Origin of the sequence: Tumidithrix helvetica PCC 7403, assembly GCF_965232925.1 — a bacterium.
Lineage (GTDB): Bacteria > Cyanobacteriota > Cyanobacteriia > Pseudanabaenales > Pseudanabaenaceae > Tumidithrix > Tumidithrix helvetica.
This window is the reverse complement of the sequence record NZ_CBDDRA010000008.1, coordinates 188550-209355: the sequence shown is the minus strand read 5'-3', so window position 1 is coordinate 209355 and position 20806 is coordinate 188550. Positions and strand designations below refer to the sequence as shown.

Annotated in this window: 20 protein-coding genes; 9 read left to right on the top strand and 11 right to left on the bottom strand. The window is 45.0% G+C overall.

Going from position 1 to position 20806, the window contains the following annotated elements:
* Window positions 1-107: 107 nt before the first annotated feature.
* From ACP2WE_RS10155 to purN, 5 genes are all read right to left on the bottom strand, one after another.
* Window positions 108-275 (bottom strand): hypothetical protein, encoded by a 168-nt coding sequence (locus ACP2WE_RS10155; protein ID WP_425215438.1) that lies wholly within the window; start codon window positions 273-275, stop codon window positions 108-110.
* 223 nt (window positions 276-498) lie between these two features.
* Window positions 499-1887 (bottom strand): bifunctional UDP-N-acetylglucosamine diphosphorylase/glucosamine-1-phosphate N-acetyltransferase GlmU, encoded by a 1389-nt coding sequence (glmU, locus tag ACP2WE_RS10150; protein WP_425215437.1) that lies wholly within the window; start codon window positions 1885-1887, stop codon window positions 499-501.
* A 135-nt stretch (window positions 1888-2022) separates the two neighbouring features.
* On the bottom strand, window positions 2023-3612 hold the full coding sequence (locus tag ACP2WE_RS10145) for an alpha/beta hydrolase (protein WP_425215436.1): 1590 nt from the start codon (window positions 3610-3612) through the stop codon (window positions 2023-2025).
* 85 nt (window positions 3613-3697) lie between these two features.
* Complete coding sequence (locus ACP2WE_RS10140; protein ID WP_425215435.1) at window positions 3698-4324, bottom strand: Uma2 family endonuclease; 627 nt, start codon at window positions 4322-4324, stop codon at window positions 3698-3700.
* An 87-nt stretch (window positions 4325-4411) separates the two neighbouring features.
* Complete coding sequence (purN, locus tag ACP2WE_RS10135; RefSeq protein ID WP_425215434.1) at window positions 4412-5011, bottom strand: phosphoribosylglycinamide formyltransferase; 600 nt, start codon at window positions 5009-5011, stop codon at window positions 4412-4414.
* A 163-nt stretch (window positions 5012-5174) separates the two neighbouring features.
* Between purN and ACP2WE_RS10130 the strand changes: the two genes are divergently transcribed.
* From ACP2WE_RS10130 to ACP2WE_RS10110, 5 genes are all read left to right on the top strand, one after another.
* Entirely contained in the window at window positions 5175-5561 is a 387-nt protein-coding gene (locus tag ACP2WE_RS10130) for a DUF4346 domain-containing protein (RefSeq protein ID WP_425215433.1), read from the top strand.
* Window positions 5562-5580: 19 nt separating this feature from the next.
* Entirely contained in the window at window positions 5581-6486 is a 906-nt protein-coding gene (prmA, locus tag ACP2WE_RS10125; RefSeq protein ID WP_425215432.1) for a 50S ribosomal protein L11 methyltransferase, read from the top strand.
* A 3-nt stretch (window positions 6487-6489) separates the two neighbouring features.
* Window positions 6490-8238 (top strand): carbamoyltransferase family protein, encoded by a 1749-nt coding sequence (locus ACP2WE_RS10120; RefSeq protein ID WP_425215431.1) that lies wholly within the window; start codon window positions 6490-6492, stop codon window positions 8236-8238.
* Window positions 8239-8247: 9 nt separating this feature from the next.
* Window positions 8248-8976: a phytanoyl-CoA dioxygenase family protein gene (locus tag ACP2WE_RS10115; RefSeq protein WP_425215430.1), complete on the top strand. Its 729-nt coding sequence runs from the start codon at window positions 8248-8250 to the stop codon at window positions 8974-8976.
* Window positions 8977-9058: 82 nt separating this feature from the next.
* Window positions 9059-11470 (top strand): helix-turn-helix domain-containing protein, encoded by a 2412-nt coding sequence (locus tag ACP2WE_RS10110; protein ID WP_425215429.1) that lies wholly within the window; start codon window positions 9059-9061, stop codon window positions 11468-11470.
* 2 nt (window positions 11471-11472) lie between these two features.
* Here ACP2WE_RS10110 and uppS read toward each other — a convergent pair whose 3' ends face one another.
* The 5 genes from uppS to ACP2WE_RS10085 all read right to left on the bottom strand — a co-directional run bounded on the left by uppS (window position 11473) and on the right by ACP2WE_RS10085 (window position 15265).
* Window positions 11473-12216 (bottom strand): undecaprenyl pyrophosphate synthase, encoded by a 744-nt coding sequence (gene uppS, locus ACP2WE_RS10105; RefSeq protein ID WP_425215428.1) that lies wholly within the window; start codon window positions 12214-12216, stop codon window positions 11473-11475.
* Between the two features lie 210 nt (window positions 12217-12426).
* Complete coding sequence (locus tag ACP2WE_RS10100; protein ID WP_425215427.1) at window positions 12427-13419, bottom strand: ferritin-like domain-containing protein; 993 nt, start codon at window positions 13417-13419, stop codon at window positions 12427-12429.
* Window positions 13420-13553: 134 nt separating this feature from the next.
* Window positions 13554-14159 carry a pseudouridine synthase gene (locus tag ACP2WE_RS10095; protein WP_425215426.1) on the bottom strand — a complete coding sequence of 202 codons (606 nt, stop codon included), beginning with the start codon at window positions 14157-14159 and terminating at the stop codon, window positions 13554-13556.
* Window positions 14147-14698, bottom strand: coding sequence for a 16S rRNA (guanine(966)-N(2))-methyltransferase RsmD (gene rsmD, locus ACP2WE_RS10090; RefSeq protein WP_425215425.1), 552 nt, complete (start codon window positions 14696-14698; stop codon window positions 14147-14149). The genes ACP2WE_RS10095 and rsmD overlap by 13 nt, the downstream gene beginning before the upstream one ends.
* Window positions 14699-14722: 24 nt before the next feature.
* On the bottom strand, window positions 14723-15265 hold the full coding sequence (locus ACP2WE_RS10085) for a hypothetical protein (RefSeq protein ID WP_425215424.1): 543 nt from the start codon (window positions 15263-15265) through the stop codon (window positions 14723-14725).
* 487 nt (window positions 15266-15752) lie between these two features.
* Here ACP2WE_RS10085 and ACP2WE_RS10080 point away from each other — a divergent pair, with 487 nt between their 5' ends.
* The 4 genes from ACP2WE_RS10080 to ACP2WE_RS10065 all read left to right on the top strand — a co-directional run bounded on the left by ACP2WE_RS10080 (window position 15753) and on the right by ACP2WE_RS10065 (window position 19043).
* The gene (locus tag ACP2WE_RS10080) at window positions 15753-16361 is read left to right on the top strand and encodes a 7-carboxy-7-deazaguanine synthase QueE (protein WP_425215443.1); all 609 of its coding nucleotides are present in this window, start codon (window positions 15753-15755) and stop codon (window positions 16359-16361) included.
* On the top strand, window positions 16358-17560 hold the full coding sequence (locus ACP2WE_RS10075) for a PQQ-dependent sugar dehydrogenase (protein ID WP_425215423.1): 1203 nt from the start codon (window positions 16358-16360) through the stop codon (window positions 17558-17560). The genes ACP2WE_RS10080 and ACP2WE_RS10075 overlap by 4 nt, the downstream gene beginning before the upstream one ends.
* A gap of 42 nt (window positions 17561-17602) precedes the next feature.
* A complete protein-coding gene (gene queC, locus ACP2WE_RS10070; protein ID WP_425215422.1) occupies window positions 17603-18277 on the top strand; it encodes a 7-cyano-7-deazaguanine synthase QueC in 675 nt (224 codons plus the stop codon).
* Between the two features lie 82 nt (window positions 18278-18359).
* Complete coding sequence (locus tag ACP2WE_RS10065; RefSeq protein ID WP_425215421.1) at window positions 18360-19043, top strand: Uma2 family endonuclease; 684 nt, start codon at window positions 18360-18362, stop codon at window positions 19041-19043.
* Window positions 19044-19144: 101 nt separating this feature from the next.
* On the opposite strand, the gene ACP2WE_RS10060 is transcribed toward ACP2WE_RS10065, so the two are convergent.
* Entirely contained in the window at window positions 19145-20803 is a 1659-nt protein-coding gene (locus ACP2WE_RS10060; RefSeq protein ID WP_425215420.1) for a DUF262 domain-containing protein, read from the bottom strand.
* Between the last annotated feature and the right edge of the window lie 3 nt (window positions 20804-20806).

Genomic DNA, 20806 nt, shown 5'->3' with positions numbered 1-20806 from the left:
GATTTGTTGAAGATCCCGACGTTCGGTTTCATTTAACTTTAAGGGTGTAGGGGCTGATCTGGGCATAGCTCTTCTCTTTCATTTAGCTCACCTTCTATAGGGTAGCCCTATTTCCGCCCTGTTGTACTAGGTAAGGCGGGAATAACGATCGCTTGTGGTTCGGTGGTTTCGCGCACAGGTGCAGGACCAAATTTTTGCCATAGTCCCACACCCACTAGGGCAATTACCATTCCCAGAATGAGTGGATATGCTTGCTTGGTATTAATAAACTGCATCGTCAAAGAACCGAAGAGAGCTACTACTATTGTGATCTAAACCCGACGGTTTTACGTCATTTTTATATTCAGGTTTATTTTCTGTTTTGAGTTTGATGCGATTCAAAGTAATCCCAGAAAGATAGGGATGGTGCATTGAACTGAAACTCTTTGTAAATACCTAAAAATAAATATCTAAAACATAATTGCCCAAATGATTTCCCTTGTCTTCATTAAGGATGGGTTAAGGATTTTTCTTGCGACCTTGCTCGTCGTAATAATCGGGTTTGACCACTTGTCGCGATCGCGCGATCGCCAACGAATTGGCCTCAATATTTCCTGTAACGATCGATCCCGCTGCCACATTTACATTCTCACCTAAGGTAATAGGCGCGACAAGCACAGAGTTAGAGCCTGTTTTACTACGATCCCCAATCGTGGTTTGATGTTTCTGAAATCCATCATAGTTGGCAGTGACCGTGCCTGCCCCGATGTTAACCCGATTGCCGATCTTGGCATCCCCTAAATAGCTGAGATGGGCGGCATTGGTGCGATCGCCGAGGTGTGCTTTTTTAAGTTCGACAAAATTGCCAATCCGACAGCGATCGCCCACATGAGATTCTCCACGAATATGGGCATAGGGCCCGACTCGACAGTCTGCCCCAATTTGGCTATCCTCAACCACAGAAAACACGACCCGACAATTCTCCCCGATCTCACTATTGGTGATTAGACTACTCGGCCCTATCTGTGCGCCCGAGGCTATACGGGTGTTCCCGCGCAGGTGGGTGTGGGGTTCCAGTACCACATTGGGGGCAAGTTCGACCGTGTCTTCAATCGTGATCGTTTCAGGCAAAATCATGGTCACGCCCTCGCGCATCCATTTCTCTCTGGTACGCGTTTGTAACACTTGATAGGCATGGGCTAACTGGAGGCGATCGTTAATGCCAAAACTTTCTTCATAATCATCGATATCTACCGCCATCACAGGCTGCATAAAGTCAAATACCTGCGTTAGATAATATTCTTTTTGATCGTTGTCTGTGGTTAGCTTAGGCAGTGCTTGGGCGAGATCGCTCCAACGAAAGCAATACACGCCTGTACTTACTCGTCGGTTTTGCCGTTGCGCTGTATTGCAGTCTCGATGCTCGATAATGCTTTCAATTTGCATGGCTTGATTGCAGAATACGCGACCATAGCCTGTGGGATCGGACAACATCGCGGTTAAAACTGTTGCGGCTGCACCCTGTTTTTGATGAAAGGTAATTAGGTTTTGGACTGTCTCAGGGCGCAGTAAAGGCGTATCCCCTGTCAAAACGACTAAATCTCCTGAAAAATCGGCAAGGGGTTCGAGCAATTGTTGGATGGCATGACCTGTGCCCAGTTGCTGCGCTTGTTCGACAAACTCAATATCTGTGCGATCGCTGAGGGTTTGACGCACCAGATCGCTACCGTAACCGACAATTACCAGCTTGCGATCGACATAAAGATCGGCAGGACGAGCAGACAAGGCATCAGGAATGTCAAGCACCCTTTCGAGCAGCGATCTCCCGCCGAGTTGTTGCAAGACCTTAGGCAGTGTGGATTTCATCCGCGTTCCCTTACCTGCCGCCAAAACTGCTACTGCTAACATTCGCCTACCTATTCCGTCTATCTCCTGTGCGTTCAACATTCTACCGCAGAGTTTCTCCAGAAACAGACTGGACTAACACACTTGTCCTCTAGATGCCCCAAATATTCGCGATACAAGAATTTTGGGAAGAGCCTGTCACCGAGCACGATCGATCGCTTGCTGCAAATTTTCCTCAGAGAAAGTCGTCACCAAACTGATAGGAATCGTAGCGTTGCTAATCGTTTTGACATAGGCGGAACTTAAATAAGGACGAAATTCCACTTGGCTTGTAAGATATGTCTTAAAGAAAGCCAAACTTAACGATTTGAGATAGGGTTGGGCTAGGTTTGGGTCTGCTCCGATTAAAGCTTGCGGGACGGTGAGCACACCTCCTTCTCCACTGGCTAAAAACGAGAAGTGCGTACCTCCTTTAACCATCACTAAATATTTAATCGGTGCAGTTAACCAAGTAAACGGAAACACTTGTTCGGGAATCACAGGTGTCAGTATATCGTCCCCACTAGCAACAATCATGATCGGAATTTGAATCTGGCTCATCCCCTGTTTGCCAAACATCGTACTTGTGACGGGGTTCACTGCAAGCACTGCCTTAATACGGCGATCTCGTAGGTTGTAATTGGCTGGTGGCAGGTTGGCAGCCCGACATTGCAAAATTTGGGAAACATTGAAAGAGAGCACATTCGGTTCGGGCTGACTGCAAACTGCCTGAAGTTGCTCGAAGTTAAACTCAGCTCCACTCAAGGCTAAGACCGTGTAACCTCCCAATGACTGTCCGATTACACCAACCTGTTGAGAATCGATCCGCAGAGTTGGATCGATTTTGGATTGACGTTCCAATTCATCTAGCAAATACTTGATATCCAACGGGCGATAGATAATGTCTTTGGGATTGGGGGCGGCATGGAAGCCTGCTAAGAATGCCTTAAAATCTTTGCTACCCGTCCCAGGGTGTTCTAATACGGCTACGGCAAATCCATGGGATGCAAGGTGTTGAGACAAATAAGCAAAGGTGTCAGGGTTAGAGGCAACTCCATGGGATATAACAATTACAGGTGCCACCGAAGTCTTGTCTTGAGGTGGATAAATCGGTAGGTAAAGCTGGGCTGGGATCGTTACGCCTCTTTCGGGTTGTACGATCGAGAACTTGCGAATCTGCCATTTTAGCTGACCTGTTTGCCGCAGATCGGGGAGTGTGAAAGCTACAGAAGCATTGGTCAAGGGACTTGTTGCAGCCTCTTTTTCTGCCTCTTGTTGCAGTGCCGCGATCGCTACGTCTTTTTTGTCTAACAGTTGCGATAATTGACCATATGCCTGAATGCCGAGCGGTAAGTCAAGTTTAATCGTAGGTACGGGAAATTTCTGCATGACATTGATTGGGGTTAAGCCCTCAGTATCAGCTGCTGACAAGATAAAGGCTGCTCTCAGTGCGTAAAATCCATTTTGATTGGCGTCTGTTTTGAGAAATGTCCCAAGTCGCCTTACGAGAATCTCGCCAATTGGAGAATAGGTGAATTGAGCGACCGTAACATGGCTAACAGGATAGCGCTGATTTAACAACGTGCGAAATTGCTCTTTTTGCTGCGGAGATAAGGGGTCTAGATAAAAAGATAGGCGATCGCTAACCGTACCATCCTTGGCAAATTTGGCTAGATCTGCGATCGGAATCGTAAACTCGCCAAAGGGAGGGAACCAAAAAGAGATTTTGTTGGCGCTATAGGCTGGCACTGCTGTGTAGTGTTGTCCTATTAGGGAAATCGCTATTCCTACCAGAAATGAGAAACACGAGTGCCGCCAAGTTCTTCGCTTCATCCTAAGTTGCATGGCTACTCTCACGCGATTGGTTTGAACCTTCTGTTAGATCGAAGCGAACTTGTCGATAGAGATCTTCCACGGGCAAAGAGAACCCTATACTCTCTAAGGTCAGAGTTTCACCCTTTTCATAGGGATAAAGCACCCAAAAGCCCTGTGAATTTTTCCTGAAACACTCCACGCCGATTAGTTCTGATTGAATCAAAACATACTCCTGTAAAGTGTCGAGCTTGCGATATTGCATAAACTTGCCTCCGCGATCGTAGGCCTCGGTCGATGGGGATAGAACCTCAACAATTAAACAAGGATATTGGACAAACAGATTGTTCCCTCGATCTTCAGCTTCTATGTCTCTAGGATCGTAGGTAACCATCAGATCGGGGTAGTGATAGGCACTCGATTTCGAGAGTTGAACCTTGACATCGGTAAAATATATTTCACAACTTCTAGACTGAAGATAACTATCTAATGAAGAGTATAAGTTTCCTGCAATTCGATTGTGAGATCTTGTCCCACCTGCCATAGCAAATACTTCTCCGTTGATGTACTCATGACGAATTTGCTGATGTGACTCCCATTCTAGATACTCTTGAGGAGTCATGTGGCTTTGTTGAGGTTGCGCAATCATAAAATTTTAGGGTGCGAGACTTGTATATATTCTAAAGTTTTTGGTCTCGAGTGTTTGATTTAAAGTTTTTGGTCTAGAGCTTTGGGTCTAGAGCTTTTGGCAGTACTCCGCGATCGCTTTGGGATAGATCGAATGCTCTTGCACCTGAATGCGTTGCTGTAAAGAACTAGGCGTATCGTCGGGTAACACGGGCACAGCCGCCTGTTGCAAAATTGGACCGCAATCTACCTCAAGGCTAACAATATGCACGGTGCAACCAGCGATCTTGACCCCATAATTTAAAGCTTGGTCGATCGCATGAATGCCTGGAAAACTGGGCAGCAAACTAGGATGAATATTTAAAATGCGATTTGGGAAGGCATCAATCAAAACCTGCGTCACCACGCGCATCCAGCCCGCCATAATTACGAGATTGACGTGATGTGCCTGCAAAACTTCAGCGATTGCCGCATCTAAGACTTCTCTAGATTTGTAGTTGCGGTGATTGAGTAAAACGGCGGGGATCCCCAGCCGTTCAGCCCTTTGTCGCACGTAGGCATCAGGGTTGTTATAGATTAAAACCTCGATCTTGGCATTGAGCCGCCCCTCTGAGATGGCTTTCGCGATCGCTTCTAAATTACTACCACTACCCGAGGCTAAAACTCCTAAGGAGACTGTTGTAGAAACTGGCTGTGAGATTGTAGTCATGCAACTAAGATATTATAGATAAGCACTAAATATAGCGGTTGGCTAACTAGTCAAGGTTATCGGTAATTTGGTTATCGGTTTTTGGCTTTAGATTGGATGCCTCATCATTTAAATCTAGCCTGCTTGCTTAATGTTCTTATTTTGTTTACACTGTCTCTGAATTATGTCTCTGACTGCTACTGAGTCGATCGCGTCTATCGACGACGAACTTTCCAAGCGAACCATAGCCCTAGATCCGGGTGGCTATTTTATTATTTATCTCGACCGAGACAAAGACTTAATCTGCGCCAAGCACTTTACCAATGTGATTGACGAACGAGGGCTAGCAGTCGATCCAGCGACAGGTAAACCAATTCCCGCCAAGGGTAAAGTTGTACGGGAACCTAGTACAATTTTTCAGGCTAGAACTGCAAAAGAATTGTGCGTAGAGATATTCGAGAGATCGCAGCCCTGTCTAGTAACGATGCTAGATCATGCTGCCTACCTCGGCAGAGAAGCACAAAAAGCCGAATGGGCATTGCTCCACCAGCAAGAATACATTCAAGACTGATCCTGTAATGAGAAGCCAAATGCCATCCTTAACAAACCATTGGTGGGAAATCCTCGTCCGATCCGATTGCGCATTGGAGGAACTGGTATTTTGGCGACTCCAAATATTTGGTTGTCAAGGCACGGCAAGTCAGGTAAAAGGGACTCAGATTTCGATACGGGCTTACTTACCCACAGAAAAAGCAAGTTCGTTGGACTTGGCAGCCTTATCGTTATTATTGCGTCAAGATGCGATCGCCAGCGGACAAGAACCTCCGATCGCCAAATGGGCATTGATCGATGAAGAAGATTGGTCGAGTAGCTGGAAACAGCACTGGCATCCTCAAGAAATTGGCGATTCCTTTACGATTTATCCTGCATGGATAGAACCACCTCAAGAGGAACAACGTCACATTTTGAGGCTTGACCCTGGTAGTGCGTTTGGGACGGGCGCCCATGCTACCACACAGCTTTGCCTCGAAGCCTTAGAAATGCGTCTGTATGGCTTAACCCCTGATAGTACGGCAACCTTTGCCGATATTGGTTGTGGCTCTGGCATCTTAAGCATCGGTGCAGTTCTGCTTAATGCTGATAAGGTTTATGCCGTAGATACTGATATTTTGGCGATCAAAGCCACGCATCATAATCGCGAACTCAATCACATTCCCGAAGACAAGATTTGGGTAACTGAAGGCAATCTCGATACCCTGCTTGCCCATATCCCTGAACCAGTCAATGGATTTGCTTGCAATATTTTGGCAGATGTGATTGTGGAATTGATTCCTAAGTTTGAGCAACTGATCAAGCCAGATGGCTGGGGCATCTTAAGTGGTATTTTGGTCGAGCAATTTCCAAAGGTAGCTGAGGTTTTAGACAAACACAAATGGATTGTGGCAACCCTCTGGAAGCGCCAAGAATGGAGTTGTTTAACCATACGCAGATCGTAAGCCATGAATATTCTTGGCATTAATGCCTATCACGGTGATAGCTCAGCTTGCTTGCTCCAAGATGGTCAGCTAGTGGCAGCAGTCGAAGAGGAACGTTTTACCCGCATCAAGCACTGGGCTGGATTTCCGTTAGAATCAATTCGGTATTGTCTAGAGGTCGGGAAGCTGACTGGGGCTGACCTCGACCATGTGGCAATTTCCTATAATCCCAAGGCAAATCTAAATCGCAAACTGATGTTCGCCTTGCAGCAACGTCCCAGTTTGCAATCTCTGTTAGATCGATTTGTCAAGCAAACCAAATCCCTCAGTCTCAAGCAAAATCTCGCGATCGCCTGTGACTCCGATCCAGAATCTTTTTCTGCCACATTTCACAATCTCGAACACCATTCTACTCACTTCGCTTCTACTTTTTTTACTTCTCCCTTCGATCGCGCTGCAATTCTCTCGATTGATGGCATGGGGGATTTTGTTAGTACCTTGTCAGGCGCAGGCGAGGGTAATCAATTGCAGTACTTCGATCGCACGTTCTATCCCCATTCGCTTGGCTATTTTTACAATGCCATTACGCTCTATTTGGGATTCCTTGCCTATGGCGATGAATATAAAGTCATGGGATTGGCTCCCTATGGAGAACCTGAGTATTTAGAAGCCTTTCGGCGGATTGTCTATCCCCAAGGCGAAGGCTTGGAACTAAACCTTGATTATTTCAATCACCACCAACAGGGTATTACGATGAGCTGGGATGAAGGTGCGCCCACAGTAGCGCCCTTTCATAGTCCAGAGCTAGAGAATTTACTGGGAGCTAGCCGAAAACCGCAGGAAGAATTAACTGCGAAACATCAAAACATTGCGGCATCTTTACAAGCAGTGACGGAAGAGATTTTATTCCATCTTTTACAACGCCTGTACGAACGAAATCCTGTCAAAACAGAGAATCTTTGTTTGGCGGGGGGAGTGGCGATGAACTCCGTCGCCAATGGTAAAATTCGCCAGCAAACACCATTTCAGCATATCTATGTGCCTGCGGGAGCCGCCGACAATGGCACTTGCTTTGGTGCGGCTTTTTATGTGTGGCATCAAATCCTCAAGCAGCCGCGCAGTTTTACTTTGGAACATGCTTACTGGGGTTCGGAATTCTCAGATGATGCCTGTCTGGCAGCGATCGAACGCCACCCCCTGCGATCGCTACAGATCTATCCCTATTTAGAGCAACGGGAATTACTCGATAAAGTCGTGGCAGCTTTATGCGAGGGCAAAGTAGTGGGCTGGTTTCAAGGTCGCATGGAATTTGGCGCTAGAGCCTTGGGCAATCGATCGCTCTTAGCCGATCCGCGTCGCATCGATATGCGGGATACGATTAACCTCAAAATTAAGTTCCGCGAGAAATTCCGACCCTTTGCCCCCAGCATTCTAGAAGAGTTTGTCGGTGAATATTTTGAGGTTGCAGATGCTTCATCGCAGGTTCCATTTATGGAGAAAGTATTCTTGGTGCGACCCGAGAAGCGATCGCAGATTCCTGCGGTTACTCATGTTGATGGGACAGGTCGCCTGCAAACAGTCAGTCGCAAGACCAACCCACTCTATTGGGATTTGATTCACACCTTCGCAGCACAGACAGGGCTTCCGATGCTGTTGAATACCTCACTTAATGAGAACGAACCCATTGTACGCACACCCGACGAAGCAATTCTTTGTTTTTTACGCACCCACATGGATGTTTTGGTCTTAGGTTCTCATTATATCGAGCGATGAGAGGTCAGCATGGAGACTCTCTATGATGTTTTAGACATTAAGAATCAAATTGAGTCGGAAGGCTTTGCCATTCTTGACAATATCTTTACCGATGCAGAAATTGTAGACTTGCTTCAAGTCATAGCACAGGTCGATTCTTCTAGACTCAGCGATCGCCAGATAAATGATTTATTTGCAATGAGGCAGTTTTTTAAAGAAGTTCCTGCATCGGTTAATATCGTTTTTAACGATAAACTCAAATCAATCATTTCAGAAATATTTGGAGATAATTTCTTTGTTGTAAAGTCAATCTACTTTGATAAGCCAGAAGCTTCAAACTGGTTTGTGGCTTATCATCAGGACTTATCGATTGCCGTAGATCGAAAACTAGATCTTCAAGGCTTTAGCTTATGGACAAAAAAGCAAAATACATTTGCAGTGCAACCGCCCATTGAGATATTGCAAGATAATTTTACTATTCGCATTCACCTCGATCGCACCAATGCAGAAAATGGAGCATTGAAGGTGATTCCAAAATCTCATCTTAAGGGTATTTATAGACCTGAAACCATTGACTGGTCAATCGAAGTTGAAAACATCTGTCCAGTTGAGAAAGGGGGTATTATGTTGATGAAGCCATTACTGTTACATTCGTCAAGCAGAACAAAAAAACGATGCAAACGTCGTGTAATCCATATAGAATTTAGCAGAAGCATGTTACCAGACAATCTGAATTGGGCAGAATTTATACAGATTTAGCCTGCGATCGAGCAGATCGTACTTATCTCTCTACTTCCTTTTTTGAGCAAAAAGCTACTCAATTTATGATTTTAAGGATCCTATGGAATTAGAAGAGGCATTAACCTTCACAGAGAAATTAGTGTTCGATCGCACGGGCGATCGCTTGACCCCTCTTCAAAGTACGATTCTAAAACAGGCATGGCACGGTCAGAAATATGGAACGATCGCCGAGTCCTATGGTTATACGGAAGGTCACGTCAAGGATGTGGGCGCACAGTTATGGCAGCTTTTATCAGAGTTACTGGGGGAGAAAGTGACAAAAAACAACTTTCCGACTGTGCTCGATCGCCTGTTACCCAATTTTTTGCCTATTGTAGATTTGCATCAAGATCGCGATCGAGAGGTCAGTCATGGAACCAAGCTTAAGGGAGAGGTACTGGGAAGCGATTGGGATTGCAATTTTGTCGGTAGAGCCTCAGCGATCGCTCACCTCCAAACCTTAGAAAAACAAGGAGCTAAGATAATTTTAATTCAGGCGCAGGGGGGTGTGGGAAAAACTACCTTGGCGCGTCGCTATCTGCAACAGGAATTTGGAGGATACTTGGAATTTGCGATCGCCAAAGAGACCGCCAATATTACCTCCGTAGAAAGCTTGGTAGAAGAAAGACTGCGCCAACTTGATGAGGAGCCAGGTCGGGAGTTTGGAATTTCTCTAGATCGGCTGAAACGAAAGTTACAAAAGAATCGTATCGGCATTCTCGTTGACAATCTGGAGCCAGCCCTAGATGCCAAAGGGAAATTGATCGCCCCCCACCGCCGCTATGTGGAACTTCTGCAAACTTTGTCCGATCCTTCACTTCAGTCTCTCACCCTAATTACCAGCCGCGATCGCCTTTGTGAAGCTGCGATTAGCCTGCGTCATTATCTTTTGCCTAGCTTGGAATTGAGGGCATGGCAGGATTTCTTTGGCAATATGACCGATATTGCTACGCTTCAGGCAATGCATAAAGCTTACGGTGGCAATGCCAAAGCCATGGAGATTATGAAAAGTGCGATCGCCTTAGATTTCGATGGTGATATGTCAGTCTACTGGCAAGAATATGGGAACGATCCGCTGGTTCATGCCGATCTTGCCGACCTCGTTACAGGTCAGTTCCAGCGTTTGCAACAACTCGATCCAGAAGCCTATCGTCTGCTTGTCCGTTTGGGTTGTTACCGCTATCAGGATATACCCACCGTATCCACGGAGGCACTTTTAAACCTGCTCTGGGATGTGCCCCCATCAAAGCGCCGCCATGTAGTCGAATCCCTCCGCAATCGTTCCCTAGTAGAATTCCACCGTCATTCCTATTGGCTGCATCCCGCGATTCGGGCTGAAGCGATCGCCCGATTGCGTACTAGTAAGGATGTCGAAACCGCCAACATTCATGCCGCCAAGTTTTGGAGTAACAGTATTGAGACGATCTCCACGGTCGATCGTGCGCTCACTGCCTTTGAAGCTTACTATCACTACATCGAAATTGCAGACTATGAGGGTGCGGCTAACGTTATTTTACAACGTCGTCCTACCAAATTATCTGGCGTGGAAAGGCTAGGGCGTTCCTTTTATCAATTGGGACTGTTGCAGCAGATGATGGCAGCCATATTACAAATTATTCCTAAAATTGACGCAGGACATTTCCTCAGCGGACTTTACAGCATTCTAGGTGTGCTCTATCGTCTTTCAGGACAGATCCACGAAGCGATCGCTTGCCATCAAAAATCAGGAGCGTTCGCAGCGCAGCAGATCGAGGTGAAGTCAATTACTGACAGTAAAAATCTCACTTTCCGAAACTTAAAAAACTGGGAACAGCATGCCCTCTTAAATACTGGCATTTGCCAAATAGAATTATGGGAATTAGAACGAGCCTTAGCCGTATTTGAAGAACTACTGACACGCAAACATTTGATTGTCGATAACTTGGAAGATTTATACAGTCCTTCGGTGGACGTACTAGCCGCTTATGTGTATTCCTGTCTAGGTGAAACTATCAAAGCTCATCAATTAGCAGATGGCTTCCATCACAGAACCCAAACCCATCCACTCTTAATCACTGGACATCGTTTGCTGTTCCTTGGACTCACCTATAAAAATCTAGGCGACACGATCGGATCGCAGCAATTGTTCCAACAGGCGATCGCCTATGCTGACGAACACAACTACACTCAGGTAAGAGCAAATGCCCTGAGTGGATTAGCCGAAATTTATCGCCATCGCCAAGATTTTGAAACCGCCATCGCCCATCATCTTCAAGCCGTGGAACTATTAGAGCAAATTGGCACAAAATGCGATTTAGCCGAAGCCCATTTTCAATTAGGTTTAACTTTGCAGGTATGTCGCAATCAATATCCCGAAAGGAATTACCACCAAGAGAGCAGATCGAGTTGCGATCGGGCGATTCAACTATTTACAGAGATGTCAGCCCCCAAACAAGTAGAAAAGGTGCAAAAGTCCCTCAATAAACTCCACTGAGCTTAAACTTTCCCAAAGCGGCGATCGCGACTTTGAAAGCTAACCAGTGCTTGATGAAAGGCATCGCGATTGAAATCTGGCCATAACATCTCAGTACAGTAGATTTCCGTATAGGCCATTTGCCATAGCAAAAAATTACTGAGGCGCATCTCTCCACTAGAGCGAATCAGGAGATCGGGATTGCGAATATTTGCCGTACTGAGATATTGCTCAAATATTTCCTCGGTAATGGCTTCGGGTTGAAGTTCTCCATTAGCAACAAACCGACTCAACTGACGACAGACCTGCACAATTTCATGTCGTCCGCCATAGTTGAGTGCTACGATCAGGTGTAAAGCTTGATTGTTCGCAGTAATTTTCATTGCTCTTGAAGTTTCTACTTGAAGGGCTGAGGGCAACGATCCCAACTCGCCAATAAATGAGATCCGAATTCCCCTTCGATGCATTTGCTCGATCTCTTGCCGAATCATATGCTCAAACAACAGCATTAGAAAATTGACTTCTTCGAGCGGACGTTGCCAGTTTTCGGTAGAGAAAGCATAGACCGTGAGTGTAGGAATACCCCAGTCTTGGCAACACTGCACGACCTCTTTCAGGCTATCCACCCCCTGCCGATGTCCTGCTATTCGCGGTAGTCCCTGATTTTTTGCCCACCTGCCATTCCCATCCATAATGACGGCAACATGCTGGGGGAGGCGATGCGGTTGTAAATCTGGGGGTAAAACTGTAAATTGTTTTGCTGTCATTGTTTTCACTCCTCTTGTTCGCTTCTCATTTTGTTTTTCTTCTCGCTTTTCTTCTCTAAGGAGCGTGAATGTAATAGCTCCGAATTCTTGTGTAGGGTGAGTTGGCGTGGCGTAACGCACCGTATATAGGATTGATGCGTTATGGCGATCGCAAGCGCAAATCCTACGAATCCGATCCTATTTAATTTCCATTCCTAAGTGCTGCTTGGGTTAAATGTCTTGACCGCAGGGTGGTGTCCCCAAGAGCCCTTGCAAATACTCAGGAGTAAGGGTCGATCGCCATCGCCAGAGTCGATGCATCACCCGTAAAAACGTATAGGTCAATTCCAGTTTGGAGATGGGATGCCAAGTTTGCCAATCAACCAATTCCATGACGCGACCAAAGGTGTGATAGAGTTCCACGGAAGGGTTGGGGATCCGCTTTGTCGATCGATCCACCTGCGATCGCGGCTGACTGTAGCTAGTGAGAATTTTGCTAAGGGAACTCTTGAGGCGATCGCCTGAGGATTCCGCAAAAGCCCAAATGCCAAATCCAAAAAACTTGGTCATGTGATTAATTTCATCTAGCAAGATTTCTACCAACACCTGTTGCAAGGCATTGGTGGAATGCGCGACTAACCAGAGATAGAGACAGGTAGCACCATATTCCGTAACGACGCGATGCAGACCATGACGGTACATATCTTGGTAGGGACATTCTGAGGGTTGATAGGGCTTAACCCTAGTGGGTTTGGCAGTTAGTGACTCCCCCGTCAGTTCTTTGTAAATTTTGGCTAAAGCTGGGCTGTGTTGGCGTTCTTCTTTTTCCCACATTCCCAATTCCAATATGCTCCCATCCTCCGCCCATTTCCCTCCAACAAAACCTGCCATTGGCTGATGAAATCGGTTGAGATATTGCCAACTCACCTCTGAGTAGCCGCGAATGGGTGACTCTACAGTCATTGCGCCTACCAGCACTGCCAGAAATATCTCGACGTTTAAGCCGACAATCTGGCTGCGATGGATGTTTTGCCAACAGATTGGCTGCCAAGCGCGGGGTTGAGGATGGTTAAATTGTTGGGGGAGATCGGCAAAGCGATCGCTTAAATGAGGCAGAGAAAGATAGCGATCGATCAGGCGATCGATTCGCAATCTTGTTTGCAACCAGTTGGGGTGTGGGTAAAGTCTACCCGCTAGATCTTCGTCGCAGTTACTGAGTGACATGGTATAGGGTGATTTAAGTCTATAGCAAGAGCCTAGAAGAGTCCCTCATGCTTGTCAGTCGGATGCAGTAGGAAAATCAGTAGGAAGATTCGTAGAAAAATTAGTAGGAAAAAGTCGGTTTCTATCGCCAACTTCTATCGTCGAAGCTGCGTCAGTTTCAATAATTCATTTAGCTCAGTATCCGTCAGCGATCGCCACTGACCTGGTTCTAAACCATCTAAGCGTAAATGGGCGATCGCCGCTCTCACCAATCTCAGCGTGGGGAATCCTACTGCTGCTGTCATTCGCCGTACTTGGCGATTTTTGCCTTCAGTTAAAGTGATTTCTAGCCAAGTCGTGGGAATTGCGGCGCGATAACGAATGGGTGGATCGCGGGGTGGTAAATCTGGTTCCCTTTCTAAAGGTTTTACGAGGGCAGGTCTGGTTTTGTAATCTTGAATATTTACGCCTTGTTGTAGGATCTGCAAAGCTTCTACAGTTGGAACTCCTTCCACCTGTACCCAGTAAGTACGAGGATGTTGGAACTTAGGATCGCTGAGACGATGTTGCAGTTGTCCGCGATCGGTTAATAACAATAGACCTTCGCTATCGCGATCGAGGCGACCGACAGGATAAATACCTGCGATCGGAATGTAGGATTTGAGCGTGGGGTGAAGCGTCTCACTGCGATCGCTAAATTGGGTCAAAACGCCGTAGGGTTTGTAGAACAGGATGTACTGATAGGGATTTACTGTTCGCATTCAGGTAGGTGCTGATAGAAAGTAATGGCAGTCTGACCGTAACTGCGGCGATCGCTGACGCAAAGCCCCCCAATCTGGTCAGGTAAAGAACGGGTGCGATTATGTTCGGCAGCAACGATCGCTTCCGCAGACAGCAATCCAGAAATTGATCCCAGCAGAGGCTCATAAAGATCGCTTTGGTAGGGAGGATCGAAATACACCAAATCAAATTGATAGGATTTCAGCTTGGGTAATATCTTGACCGCATCACCCTTGTAAATTTTGTGAATTTGATCGGGCTGGGCGATCGCTTGCCAATTTTGCTGAATTACTCGACATGCCGCACCCGAAAGCTCAACCCCAATCACGCAGGCTGCGCCTCTCAGTAGCGCTTCTGCACCCATTGCCCCCGATCCCGCGCACAGGTCTAACCAATTTGCCCCTGCTACTTTACCTTGCCAAATATTAAAGATTGCCTCTCTGACCTTACTGGGTGTGGGACGGGTAGCCAATCCTCGTAGGGTTTTCAACGAGCGATCGCCATGCACTTTAATTGTCATGGGTTTAGAAATTCAGACCTCAAACTAGATCAAATGGCTGATAAACGATTGCCCCTCAACTTGATCGACTGGAATCATCCAAATTTTATTTTGGTAGGGTCGCCATACTGCACTGATTACATAGTTGTTACGTATCGAAATGATATGTACGTGGGGCACACCCGAATATTTGGAGCAAAGCCTGAGAAAATCTAAGGTGTGGGTAATTCGCCCGTGTAAAAACGTTGCCATTTCTTCGCTACAGTTCTGGCGATACATCGGTACGGTTTGCGGCGGTGTATTGCCACGCAACTCATAGATCAAATGGGTTTTGCCTTTAAACTCAATCTTGCGAGATTTGACTTCCCAGTTACACAGCACGCCAAACCCAAGTACTGCCATCCCTAGATCGATGTGAAAATCACGCATCTGAAATTTGGTACTGCTACTTTGATCGGTATGGGTGTTGTAGCCCGTCCACTGGTGAAACTGATCGAGATTCTCGTTGCTAATATCGATCGCAGTACGATAGGGCGAACCTAGATGCAGCTTTATTTGACTAATATCGATCGAGGGTTCTGATGACATTTTCCTTCTCCTAGAAGGCAACGTAATTAGTGGCGGTAAGCCTGAAATGTACCGTAAACGCAAATAGCCTGAAAATTTAACAGAATAATATCTTAGTCCTGCATCCCCTTCATGATTTCTTTTCTAAATACTTGGTACAAGATGAAATATCTCGGTTTACTGCAATTATACCGTCTAGTTCATAATTCTAAACACTGGTATAAGCAAGAATCTTTTCTAAGATTTTCTTGGCATATGGACAACTTACCCAAGACAAAATGTTTGTAAAATACCCACGCTACGTTTGTTTTCGACTCGAAAGAATTGCCACCTAGCATTCCTAAAGTCAGGTATCAGCATTCTATGGGATAGCCATCTCGAAGATTTGCGATCGGGTAAGGTGGCTAACCTCACAAAAATGCTCGTGCATTACGATCTCAATCTACTCGTGCATTACGATCTCAATCTAATTGTTATATGGTTATTTGACATGCGATCGCATCCCTATATGAACGAACTTCTGCCCATTGTCGAAACCTTTCATTCTGTTCAAGGAGAAGGGATATGGCTTGGTACAAATACATTTTTTATTCGTCTGGGGGGCTGTGATGTTGGCTGCCCTTGGTGCGACACCAAAATTTCTTGGAATGCTAAGCGTCACCCGCAACGTTCAATTTCTGACCTCGTGACAGACGCCTTAAAGGCTTCTCCTTGGATGGTTGTGATTACAGGGGGAGAGCCGCTCATGCACGATCTTACAGCGCTGAGCACGGCACTCAAAGAGCAGGGCTTACGCGTACATCTAGAGACATCAGGGGCGCATCCATTTACAGGTGAATTTGACTGGGTAACATTCTCGCCCAAGCAATTTAAACCGCCACATCCCAGTATTTACGATCGCGTGAATGAGTTAAAGGTGGTGGTAAAATACCCCGAAGATCTAGTATGGGCCGAACAAAACGCCCAGCAGGTGTCGGCTAAGATCGGGCAATTCGCGCAATATCTCCAGCCTGAATGGGATACGCCCAGTAGTAAGGATCTGATTTTGCAATATGTCCTTCAGCATCCTGAATGGCGGTTTAGCCTCCAAGTGCATAAATATTTAGGTGTGAGATGAGAAATTTACGCCATTCGTTCAGCTTTGTAATTAGCGCGATCGCACCGATCGTAGGAAGTTGTACTGTCCCAGAACCAAACCTAAATCCATCAATAGTTGCTCAACCCACAGCTTCAGCGATCTCAACTAATCAAGAAATCACTCCGATCGAATTCAAACAAGTTACGGTAGCTAAAGATTTAGAAAGACCTTGGGGAATGGCTTGGTTGCCCGATGGCGCGATTCTAATTACCGAGCGGGTTGGTCGAGTCAAAATTCTCCGCAATGGATCGCTAGAGCAAATTGCGATCGCCGAAATTCCCAATCTATTTGTATCTGGACAAGCAGGTTTGATGGATATCTCACTCCATCCACGCTTTGCTCAAAATAATTTGGTTTATCTCACATACTCCAGTGGAAATTTTCAATCGAATCACACCAGTATTTTGAGGGTGAAATTTGATGGTAAAGCTCTGGTAGAGCCACAAGTGATTTTTGAGGTAAAACCATCAAAATCAGGGAATCAACACTTCGGTTCGCGTATTGTTTGGCTACCTGATGACACAATGTTGATCGCGATCGGTGACGGAGGTAACCCCCCTTTACAACTGAATGGTGAATTGATTCGCAATCAAGCCCAAAAACTTGATAGTCAGCTTGGCAAAGTTTTAAGACTCAAGGATGATGGCTCTATTCCCTCTGACAATCCATTTGTGAAAACGGCTAATGCTAATCCAGCAATTTGGAGTTATGGACATCGCAATATTCAAGGGTTATTTGCCGATCCCATATCAAAGCAAGTATGGTCAACTGAGCATGGTGCAAGGGGTGGTGATGAATTAAACCTCATCGAAGTAGGGAAAAACTATGGCTGGCCAATTGTAACCTTTAGTCAAGAATATACGGGAGGTAAAATTTCTGAGGAAGTATCTCGTCCCAATATGGTCGATCCCAAATCGGTATGGACTCCTTCGATCGCCCCGTCTGGGTTGCTTGTATATCGTGGCAATATCTTTCGAGCTTGGCAAGGCAATTTGTTTGCTGGTGGATTAGTATCCAAATCAGTCGTTCGGCTCAAGATCGAAGGAAATAAAACAGTAGTTCAAGATAATATCCCTGTTGGTCAGAGAGTAAGAGATGTTCGCCAAGGTAAAGATGGATTTATTTATATTTTGACCGATGAACAAGCAGGGCAGCTTATTCGCCTCGAACCAAGGTAGCAAAGTGTAGGATATGAACTAATTTGAAATGAGAGAAATCAGATGAAAACAAAGGTTGTGGTTTTGCTATCAGGGGGGCTAGACTCCGCCACCGCTGCTGCCCAAGCGATCGCGGATGGCTATCAACCGATCGCCCTCTCTTTTCGTTACGGACAAAAGCACGAACGGGAGCTGATGGCAGCCGTGCAAATTGCCAAACATCTCGGCATTCAAGAGCATTTCACGGTGAATATTGACATGGCGCAGTGGGGTGGCTCGGCATTGACCGATCGCGCGATCGGCGTGCCCACGGAGGGTACTTTGCCAGATGTGATTCCCGTTACCTATGTGCCAGGGCGAAATACGGTTTTTCTAGCGATCGCGCTATCTCTTGCGGAAGCAAAAGGAGCAGAAGCAATTTATTTGGGCATCAATGCTGTGGACTATTCTGGCTATCCTGACTGTCGTCCTGAATATTTGGAAGCCTATCAAAAATTAGCGAATCTCTCGTCTAAGGTGGGAATAGAAGGGAAAGCTCCCCGACTGGTTGCGCCTTTGATTATGGATTCTAAGGTGGATATTGTGCGTCGGGCTTTACAGCTAAATGTTCCGATCGCCCAAACATGGTCTTGCTATCAAGGTGGTGAGGAACCATGCGGTGTTTGCGATTCTTGCCGAATCCGCGATCGGGCATTAATTGAAGCAGGTAGACCCGATCTTGCTACTTGTCGTAATTAGCGATATCGCAACCTTTCCATCAATCTCGAACATCGCGGTATAATGATAAGCGAGAAAGCTAGGAAACGTTTGGGGTTACCTGATGCTGCAAATAAATCGCCAAAACTTGCCAACCAGCGATGAATTACTAGATTCTGACGATACACCTGTGGATAACGAAGACCAGAATTTTGTACCCAATGTTCTCTTATTCTTGCTGGAATATATTTGGAAGAGTCGCGATGACTGGTTCTTTGCTGTAGATATGGGGGTATACCATACGACAGGCTTAAATCCGAGAGTACCCGTTGTACCTGATGGCTTTTTGAGCTTGGGGGTGGAGCGTCGCAAAGGTGGCGGATCGCGCAGAAGCTATGTGGTATGGGAAGAGCGAGATATTGTACCTATCTTGACGATAGAGGTAGTATCGCACGCCTACGGTAGTGAGTATGAGGATAAATTAGAGGTTTATCGCAAATTAGGTGTTCTTTACTACGTTATCTACAATCCTAACTTCTGGCGCAGAGATGGACATTTACCCTTGGAAGTATACAAATTAGTTGATGGGACTTACCAATTGCAGCTAGGAGAACCCCTGTGGATGCCAGAAATCGGTTTAGGAATTGGCCGCTGCGTGTTGCCAAGCGATCGCTTGGGACGAGAAGTCTTAAGCTGGTTCGATCGACATAGCGATCGCTATCTCACAACTGATGAAAGGGCAGAAAGAGCAGAACGCCTAGCAGCTAAGTTAAGAGAATTGGGAGAAGATCTCGATCTAATTTATTAATATCCGTTCCAGAATGAAATTGCCAAGCACTATCATCAACGTTATGTGAAACTTAAAGGATAGAATAATCCCCCCTGTTATGAATGCTGTAACATAATGATTTACATTTTCCAAATACTTTTGGCTATGTCCACTAAAGATTTATGTCTTTCTGCAAGGGAAGAAATATTCCATTCAGGGAAATCACAAAGTTCTTTAGTTATGTCAAATGAAACCTTTTTATTGTTTTTCCCATAAACCTCTTTCTTTTTGTCAAATGAACTATTCTGAGCCTCAGAGTTTTTAGTCCCACTAATTAATGCTAGATTGCCTAGCTTATGTAGCCATTCAGTATGCTCTTTATTTGTAAATCTGGCTCGCCAGTATTCATTAAGACTACGTTGGGGCAAAACATGTTCGATAGTGATTCGTCCATGATACGTTTTATAGACACTATCGTCTTGCATCTCTTGATCCATTCTCAAAAGTACAGCCTTCAAGAAGTTGACTCTGTTAGGAGATGGCTCATAGATATCATCATCAAGAGAAGATATAAAGCCTTCATTATCAGAATGGTCTTTAATAACATCAATTATTTCTTGAAATTTCTTTCCAGTATTAATAGCAACCAAAGCTGAGAAACAAACTATTTCCCGTTTACTTCTTACTTGCTTCTTGAACCATCCGTGCATGTAGCACTTCTCAAAAATCTGGACAAATTCCTTAAATTGTTTTTGAGTAATACTAGTATCCTTATCCTTTCGATTGATAAAAGCTAAAATCGGAGGAACCCATTCATCAGATAGTCGAGACAAAGAAGAAAACACTTTCAATAACACCATGTCATCAAACTCTAAATCCCTTATTCTTTGGTAATTTCGAGCCGCTCTGAGAAGATCAACAGTAAAATTTATTGCCTGATTTGAGTACACATTCCTTAAGAGATCTGCATATTCATCCACTAGATTTTTGACAGCTCTATCTCGATCTTTCTTCTGAGACAACCTATTCAGCATTAAAAATTTATCCATATTTTCAACGCCAACAGTATCTTCAATTCTGTCCCAATATTCTTCTACCTTCTCATGACCTTCACCAGAATCTTCTGCCATTTCAAAAAGGCTGTTTTTGATAAGATCAGATGCAGCCAATGGCATTCCTCTTGTATTTAGAACGTTAAATAATCTAAATGAAGATGTGAAGTTATCTGTTTGGACAAAAACAACATAAACACGTTCTAATATATACTTTGCTAGGTTGCAAAGTATTGCTTCATCATCTGATTTTGACAATAAGTAGTCTTCAATAAGTTTGAAATTTTCTATATAAAGTTTTTGAGTAAATGTTGGCGAATCAGGAAGGAATTTAGAGTTTCCTTGTAAAATATAGTTGTAGTAAAGATCATATTCCTTACTTCTAACTTTCAATCTGGGTTCTTGAGGTTTATCAGAAAAGTCGTCAATTGGTAGAACTCTTTTTTGGAGGTTTTCTTTAGCTCGTTTGTTATGACTAATCAAATCTTTCATCTTGGCAAAGATGAGGCTGAGCGTAGTTAATCGTTGCTGTCCATCAACTATCTCATACGTGTAATCGCCTTTGTGTATACAAATTAGAGTTCCGATGAAATACTCTTCATTTTCTTGACAAAAACTATTGTATATATCTTCTATTAATTGTTCTGTATTGCTCTTATCCCAGCTATATGGTCTTTGATAAGACGGAACAATGTACTTTTTGTTTTCTGTCAGAATATCAATAATTTTTGACTCTTTTGCTTCCATTTT